This is a genomic window from Chitinophaga sp. (genome assembly GCF_036566945.1).
Taxonomy (GTDB): Bacteria; Bacteroidota; Bacteroidia; order Chitinophagales; family Chitinophagaceae; genus Chitinophaga.
This window is the reverse complement of record NZ_DATCVJ010000648.1, coordinates 1-7,822: the sequence shown is the minus strand read 5'-3', so window position 1 is coordinate 7,822 and position 7,822 is coordinate 1. Positions and strand designations below refer to the sequence as shown.

At 49.1% G+C, this 7,822-nt stretch carries 3 protein-coding genes; all 3 read left to right on the top strand.

Annotated elements, in window-relative coordinates:
* The first annotated feature begins 58 nt into the window (after nucleotides 1-58).
* Nucleotides 59-652, top strand: a complete 594-nt coding sequence (locus VIP81_RS19750) for a phage tail protein (protein ID WP_331965086.1) — start codon at nucleotides 59-61, stop codon at nucleotides 650-652.
* A gap of 33 nt (nucleotides 653-685) precedes the next feature.
* Nucleotides 686-1,855, top strand: a complete 1,170-nt coding sequence (locus tag VIP81_RS19745; protein WP_331965083.1) for an ABC transporter substrate-binding protein — start codon at nucleotides 686-688, stop codon at nucleotides 1,853-1,855.
* A gap of 8 nt (nucleotides 1,856-1,863) precedes the next feature.
* The coding region (locus tag VIP81_RS19740; RefSeq protein WP_331965080.1) for an Ig-like domain-containing protein at nucleotides 1,864-7,822 on the top strand (5,959 nt) is incomplete at its 3' end.

Below are 7,822 nucleotides of genomic sequence, written 5' to 3'. Positions count from 1 at the left end.
TAGTTAGCTTCAAAATAATTCCCTCGTTCATTATTCTCTAACCTTTATATTATCATTTATGGAACCGTACCTCGCAATGGTCATTTTATTCGGCGGCAATTTTGCCATCAGGGGCTGGGCACTCTGTTGGGGACAATTAGTATCTATTGCGCAAAACAGCGCACTCTTTTCCCTGTTGGGCACCATTTATGGTGGCGATGGCGTGACTACTTTTGCTTTACCAGACCTGAGAGGCAGGGCGCCTATTGGCTGGGGACAGGCACCTGGTCTTTCCAATTATGACATTGGTCAGAGAAGTGGTAATGAAAACACCACGATTCTCCTTCCCAACATGCCGTCGCATAATCACCAGGCCACTTTCGCCCTGACGGCTACACCATCGGCCAGCACTGTTGCCGGCACCAGCACCACTCCAACGCCCGATGCTACCCTGGTACCAGCGATGCTGCCTACCATTGGCAGCGGCCCATCTGGTAATCCGATTAAAGGTTATGCAGTGGCAGACAACACCGCCGCACTCGCACCGGGCCCGGTTGCAGGTACTATCACAGTGGGTATTGCAGGTGGCAATCAACCAATATCCATCATGAATCCTTATCTGGCAATGACCTACCTGATTGCACTCGAAGGTATTTTTCCATCCAGAAGCTAAAGTTGACTATTCATATTTACGAGTACCAATAACATGTCCCAAAACCCGTCCCTCACAGTAGGGTTCCTGACTCCCTATTCAGGTATATACCCGTTTTTCTCCCAGCATCTGATAACCGGATGGTTAATCGGTATGGGCCTGGATCCCGTACGGCAACGTACCGTTCAGTTCATACCTGAATTTACACATATGGGAGGTATCAAAGCAAGTGAAGAAGCTGCCCGTAAGCTGCTTTTTTTTAACCGGGTAGATATCCTTTCCGGTCTTATCAGCTACAAATCAATTCCTGATCTGGTACCACTGATAGAGATCGAAAAGAAGCCCGCTTTCTTTTTTGATATGGGAGAATATGTCCCTCATTTTCCTTATCTGAGTCCGGATATATTTTATGCTTCTCATCAACTATGGCAATCACAATATGCTTTGGGCCACTGGGCCCAAAGCACCTTTGGCGATGGCGGACATATGATCATGCCGGTGTACGAAGCCGGGTATCATTTGAACACTACTTTTCAGCAGGGCGTGGGCGCAGCTGGCGGTAGTTCGCTGCATTTAAACATCTTGCCATTTGATCCGCAGGATCCGCATAAACTGGACACCACGGCTATTTTTAAGCAATGGGAAAAAGAAAGGCCCGCCTATGTACATGCTATTTTCTGTGGAAGCCTTGGGCTAAAATTCCTGGAACAATGGATACAAAGTGGCTTGCATAAAGAAATACCACTACTGGTACAGGAAGCCATGGTGTACGATGATATCCTGGAAGATGTAAAACATGCCAATCTTGAACTCTATACTTCCCGGTCCTGGATGCGGGAAGATGAAGGCAGGGCTAATCAATTGTTTGTAAAACAATTTGAAGCCGTAGCCAAACAACCCGCCAATATCTACGCCCTGATGGGCTATGAAGCGGGACTGGTATGGAAAGAACTGTTACCCCATGCCCGCAAAAAAGATTGGGATAAAGTAAAACAACAACTACGTACAGAAGTGATACAGGGGCCCCGCGGAGAAAAAAATTTCTATCCTCAATCCGGCTTTGCGCTACCCACCTCCAACATTATAAAGATCAATACCTCTAATAATCATATTCATAAAATTATTCTTGATCAGGGAAAAGGAATGCGCTTTGACGCAAAGGAATTTGAAGTAATCCACGAAGGCACGGTATCGGGCTGGCAAAATCCATTTCTCTGCATTTAACAGCTGCTATGAAAAATTTTTACATCAGGTTTCTGCAGATACTCCTTTGGGTATTTAGCATAGTCGTATCCCATAAAGCGATGGCGCAATACAGCAGCAGCGTGCTGGAAACAGGTAAGTACTATACCGCCATTGCAAAAGACAACAGCAATAATATTTTTGTAGTAGCCTATAACTCGGCTACTACCCAATACCAGGTGCTGAAATATACCAATGGTACCGGCACGCCCACGGCTATTTACCAGGGATTATCATTCTCCGTTTCAGAGTATCCGTGGAGTATTGCAGTCAACAGTGCCGGCGACGTATTTATCATGGACCCCAGCGTCAGCAATAACTGGCAGATCGTTAAACTGGCAGCGGGCACTTATACTTCTTCTATCATACAAACAGGGCGCTATTTCACAGCGCTGACCGTCGATGCCAGCGATAACCTGTTAACGCTGGAATATGATGCGGGCACCACTAATTACCGGGTAGTAAAATATGCCGCTGCCAACTTAACCGGAGCCGGCACCACCGTATATAACGGATTGCCATTAGCCGTGGGCGCTGGCACCTACCCCTGGGGTATTGTGACCGACCACTCCAATAATATTTACATCATTGATTTCCCCAACAATTCATTTAATGGCCGGCTTATTAAACTTACGTCGCCCGGATACGCGCCCACTACGCTGGGTAGTGGAAAAGGCTACACCTCTCTGGCCATCGATGCGCAGGATAATCTTTATACCACCGAATCCACCAGTGGCACAGCCGCCCATGCCATGAAGTATACGGCGCCTGTTGCCGTAGGCGCTTCAGGCACAGAAATCCTCAATGGACTGACCATTGGTAGTCTTTTTTATCCCTGGGGAATAGCCGTTACCAGCAATGGGAATGTTTTCATAAACGATGGTGCCGCCCCCGGAAATGGCCGGGTAGTAAAACTATCTACTGTTTCCATTAACGTGACTAGTGTTACCAGATCAGTTAGCAGTCCTACCAATGCCAGCAGCGTGCAGTATATCGTTGTATTTAGCGCGGCGGCCAACAATGTCACTGCATCCGCATTTAACCTCACGACCACCGGCCTCACCGGCGCCTCGATTACTGGCGTCAGCGGCAGTGGCACCACTTATGCCGTTACTGTAAATACAGGTACCGGAGATGGCACCCTGCGCCTCGATGTTAACGGCGCCGGCATGCTGAATAACATCAGCAACGTTCCTTATACCAGCGGAGATGTATATACGATTGATAAAACACTTCCAACCGGAACGTTAACAATCAACAGCGGCGCCACTACTACCACTGCCGCCGCGGTTACCTTAAACATTACCACATCGGGCGCCACACAAATGCACTTTTCTACGGACAATGTAAGTTATTCTGCCTATGAGGCAGTAACGAGTAGCAAAGCTTTTACGCTGCCTGCAGGCGATGGAGTCAAAACAGTGTATATGCAACTGACCGATGCAGCGGGCAATACACAAACTTACCAGGCACAAATCACGCTTGACCAAACGGCGCCACACGGAGCCTTTCTAACTACTCCGCCAGCCTTTACCAATAGTAACACAGCTACCTTTACCTTCAACGCAAACGAAACGGCCACTTTTAAAACAAGTCTGGATGGCGGCCCTTTAACAGCGGCCACTTCTCCTTTAACCTTTCTCGGTTTATCTGTAGCATCACATACACTGCAATTATATGCCACGGATGCAGCAGGGAATACCGATCTCACGCCGCCCAGTTATACCTGGGTGATCGACAATGTACCACCGTCGGTAACTGCAGTTTCGGCATCCACTGATGGTTATTACCACGCAGGACAAACATTGAATTTTTCCGTGACCTTCAGCGAAATCGTGAATGTAAATACCGTTGGCGGCACGCCGGCCCTGGATGTCACTATTGGGTCCAATGTGGTACCTGCGCTTTACGCCAGTGGCACGGGTACTACTACCCTCTTGTTTTCCTATACCGTACAAAATGGCGATATGGATATGGACGGGATTGCGTTGGGTGCTAATATCGCGACCAACAGTGGCACTATACGGGATGCAGCCGGGAATAACGCCTTGCTCCCACTCACAAGCGTGAATACGAGTGGCATATTCGTGAATACCGCCATACCCGGCGCAACGATTAGCAGCATCACCAGTTCGCCACTGAATCAACCATTCACGGCCACTATCACTTTCACGGAAGCAGTGACCGGATTTGTAGTAGGTGATCTGACCGTTACCAACGCTACATTAAGCAACTTCCAGACTACTAATAATATTACATACACCGTCCTCGTCACCCCGACTACTGATGGTACCGTTACCTTACAGGTACCGGCCAGTGTAGCCGTGAACGTGGGTGGCAACAACAATACGGCCTCCAATATTTTAAGTCGCGTATATGACGGCACTGCACCTGTAATTACGGTATTAGATGTACCTACCAACGCGACTTATCATTTGGGAGAAGGATTACGATTCAAGGCACATTTCAGTGAATCAGTCGTGGTAACAGGAACACCTACACTGGATATCACCATTGGTAGTATTACCAGACAAGCCACCTACCAGAGCGGCTCGGGTAGCGATACCTTAGGCTTCCTGTATATAGTACAAAGTAACGATGTAGACATGAATGGTATTGCATTGGGGCCAATTATAGGCATCGTGAAAGATCCTGCAGGCAACAATGCTGTGTTGACGCTTCCAGCGGTGAATACCACTGGTGTACTCGTCAATACGAACATACCCGCTGCAGCAGTTACGACCAGCACCCCTTCGCCGCTGAATCAGCCATTCACCGCCACTATCACTTTCACGGAAGCAGTGACTGGATTTGTAGTAGGTGATATCACCGTTACCAACGCGACTTTAAGTGCTTTCCAGACGACCGACAATATTACCTACACGGTACTCGTAACACCAACCGCTGATGGCACCGTGATTTTACAGGTACCCGCCAGTGTAGCTGTGAACGTGGGTGGTAACAACAATACCGCTTCCAATATTTTAAGTCGTGTGTATGATGTGACTGCACCTGTAATTACAGCATTAGATGTACCAGCCAACGCCACTTATCATTTAGGAGATGGATTACGATTCAAGGCACATTTCAGTGAATCGATCATAGTAACAGGTACGCCTACACTGAATATCACTGTTGGCAGCACCATCAGACAAGCGACCTACCAGGGCGGCTCAGGTGGCGATACCCTGGCTTTCCTGTATGTAGTGCAGAGTGGGGATGTGGACATGGATGGCATTGCATTGGGCGCACTTACAGGTACTGTGAAGGATCCGGCCGGCAACAACGCTGTGTTGACGCTTCCAGCTGTGAATACCACCGGTATACTCGTCAATACGGATATACCCGGTGCAACGATTACCAGCGCCGCTACTTCGCCGCTGAATCAGCCATTCACCGCCACTATTACTTTCACGGAAGCAGTGACCGGATTTGTAGTAGGTGATCTGACCGTTACCAACGCGACCTTAAGCGCTTTCCAGACGACCGACAATATTACTTACACCGTCCTCGTCACACCAACTGCTGATGGCACCGTTACCTTACAGGTGCCGGCCAGTGTAGCCGTGAACGTAGGTGGTAACAACAATACTGCCTCTAATATTTTAAGTCGCGTGTATGATGGTACCGCACCGGTGATTACCACCCTCGATGTACCTGCCAACGCCACTTATCATTTGGGAGAAGGATTACGATTCAAGGCACATTTCAGTGAGTCGATTGTAGTAACAGGCACGCCTACACTGGATATCACTATTGGTAGCACTACCAGACAAGCTACCTACCAGGGCGGCTCGGGCACCGATACCCTAGGCTTCCTGTATGTGGTGCAGACTGGTGATCTCGACATGGACGGCATTGCATTGGGCGCACTTACCGGTACCGTGAAAGATGCGGTAGGTAACAATGCCGTGCTTACGCTTCCGGCTGTGAATACAACCGGTGTACTCGTTAATACAGATATACCCGGCGCAACGATTACTAGCACCGCTACTTCGCCGCTGAATCAACCATTCACTGCCACTATTACTTTCACAGAAGCAGTGAGCGCATTTGTAGTAGGTGATCTGACCGCCACCAACGCCACATTAAGTGCCTTCCAGACGACCGATAATATTACTTACACCGTTCTCGTCACCCCAACCGCCGATGGCACCGTTACCTTACAGGTGCCTGCCAGTGTAGCCGTGAACGTGGGTGGCAATAACAACACTGCCTCCAATATTTTAAGCCGCGTATATGATGGTACGGCGCCGGTGATTACCACCTTAGATGTACCTGCCAACGCCACTTATCATTTGGGAGAAGGATTACGATTCAAGGCACATTTCAGTGAGTCGATCGTAGTAACAGGTACGCCTACACTGGATATCACTATTTGCAGCACTACCAGACAAGCTACCTACCAGGGCGGCTCAGGTACCGATACCTTAGGCTTCCTGTACGTTGTGCAGACTGGTGATCTCGACATGGATGGTATTGCATTGGGCGCACTTACCGGTACCGTGAAAGATGCGGTAGGTAACAATGCCGTGCTTACGCTCCCAGCTGTGAATACAACCGGTGTACTCGTTAATACAGATATACCCGGCGCAACGATTACCAGCACCGCTACTTCGCCGCTGAATCAGCCATTCACCGCCACTATTACTTTCACCGAAGCAGTGAGCGGATTTGTAGTAGGTGATTTGACCGCCACCAACGCTACGATAAGCGCCTTCCAGACTGCTGATAATATTACTTACACCGTTCTCGTCACCCCAACCGCTGATGGTACCGTTACCTTACAGGTACCTGTCAGTGTAGCCGTGAACGTGGGTGGTAATAACAACACTGCCTCCAATATTTTAAGCCGCGTATATGATGGTACCGCACCGGTGATTACAGTATTAGATGTACCAGCTAACGGCACTTATCATTTGGGAGAAGGATTACGATTCAAGGCACATTTCAGTGAATCGATCGTGGTAGTCGGTACGCCTACGCTGGATATCACCATCGGTAGTACCACCAGACAAGCGACCTACCAGGGCGGCTCAGGTACCGATACCTTAGGCTTCCTCTACGTTGTGCAAAGTGGGGATCTCGACATGGACGGTATTGCGTTGGGCGCACTTACCGGTACCGTGAAGGATGCAGCAGGCAACAATGCTGTGTTGACGCTTCCAGCTGTGAATACCACCGGTGTACTCGTCAATACAAATATCCCCGGCGTAGCAATAAGCACCACCGCAACTTCCCCATTGAATCAGCCATTCACGGCCACTATCACATTCACGGAAGCGGTAACAGGATTTATAGTAGGTGATTTGACCGCTACCAACGCTACTTTAAGCGCCTTCCAGACAGCCGATAATATTACCTACACCGTCCTCGTCACCCCAACTGCTGATGGCACCGTGACCTTACAGGTACCTGCCAGTGTAGCCGTGAACGTGGGTGGTAATAACAATACGGCTTCCAATATTCTAAGTCGCGTATATGATGGTACTGCTCCGGTGATTACCACCTTAGATGTACCTGCCAACGCCACTTATCATTTGGGAGAAGGATTACGATTCAAGGCACATTTCAGTGAATCGATCGTAGTAACAGGAACGCCTACGCTGGATATCACTATTGGTAGTACCACCAGACAAGCCACCTATCAAGGCGGCTCGGGTACCGACACCTTAGGCTTCCTGTATGTTGTACAAAGTGGGGATCTCGACATGGACGGCATTGCATTAGGCGCACTTACCGGTACCGTGAAGGATGCAGCAGGCAACAATGCCGTGCTTACGCTACCAGGCGTGAATACCGCCGGTATATTGGTGAATACTGCTAATCCGGGTGTCACGATTTCCACCACCGCTACTTCTCCGGTGATTCAGCCATTCACGGCCACTATCACATTCACGGAAGCGGTAACAGGATTTGTAGTGGGTGATTTGACTGCTACCAACGCCA

Excerpts from the sequence above, each read along its gene's own strand:
- VIP81_RS19750 (WP_331965086.1), top strand. The coding sequence starts at position 59 with ATGGAACCGTACCTCGCAATGGTCATTTTATTCGGCGGCAATTTTGCC.
- VIP81_RS19745 (WP_331965083.1), top strand. The coding sequence starts at position 686 with ATGTCCCAAAACCCGTCCCTCACAGTAGGGTTCCTGACTCCCTATTCA.